The 868-nt window shown below is 38.2% G+C and carries 1 protein-coding gene; it reads right to left on the bottom strand.

Annotation, left to right across the window (positions count from 1 at the left end; translation table 11 throughout):
• Nucleotides 1–97: 97 nt before the first annotated feature.
• Nucleotides 98–826: a sulfate transporter CysZ gene (gene cysZ, locus QL984_RS18455; protein WP_033103808.1), complete on the bottom strand. Its 729-nt coding sequence runs from the start codon at nucleotides 824–826 to the stop codon at nucleotides 98–100.
• Nucleotides 827–868: the final 42 nt, after the last annotated feature.

The following is an 868-nucleotide window of genomic DNA, read 5'->3' as shown; positions in this document are numbered from 1 at the left end:
GGGTGATAAGAAAGAAGCCGAATAAGTACCCCTATAAAAGAAAATGCCAGTCAGTTCTTAACTGACTGGCATTAGGCCAAGTGGCCCATTTTTTATTTTAACTACGGTATTGTGGTCGGTAATTTTCAACCCATAATCGTGTGGCACCACATACCGCCACAGGCATAACAATTAAATTTACAAATGGGATAGCGGTTAGCAGCATCACGGCAAAGCCAAACCCATAAGATAACCCTTGTTTGCTTTTTAAGTCATTTTTCATTTGTGTAAAGCTAATTTTGTGATTATCAAAAGCATAATCTTTATATTGCACCGCATACATCCAGCAGGTAAAAAGCACCCATAGCACTTGGCCTATTACAGGTAGTACCCACAATAAAATAAAAAAGCCGATAGCGCGTGGGAGGTAGTAGCAAAGCTTAGTCCATTCCCGGCCCAGCATTCGCGGAACATCTTTAACTAAATCAGCTAATCCGTCGTCGTTAATTTTTTGACCAGTTAAGTAAAGCTCTACCTTTTCACTTAGTAAGCCATTAAAAGGTGCGGCGATAAAGTTAGTAATAACGGTAAATAACATACTGTAACTAAACAGCACCACCAGCACAGCAATTGGCCACATTAACCATTCGAGCCAACTTAGCCATTCTGGGAGCATGGCGTTTACGGCATTAAAGCCATCACTAAGCCAGCCAAATAAAAAGAATAAGGAGCTACCAAATAATAAAATATTAATAAGTAGGGGTATAAGTACAAAGCGTTTTAGCCCTTTTTGACTAATTAACTTAAACCCTGAAAAAAAATATTCCATACCTTGTGTTATTTGCACACTAACCTCATCGATTATTACTATTTTAGCTATTATAAACAG

Origin of the sequence: Pseudoalteromonas sp. APC 3495 (assembly GCF_030407645.1) — a bacterium.
Classification (GTDB): Bacteria; Pseudomonadota; Gammaproteobacteria; order Enterobacterales; family Alteromonadaceae; genus Pseudoalteromonas; species Pseudoalteromonas tetraodonis.
Note: the sequence above shows the minus strand (reverse complement) of the source record. Positions and strands in the feature narration are given on the sequence as shown.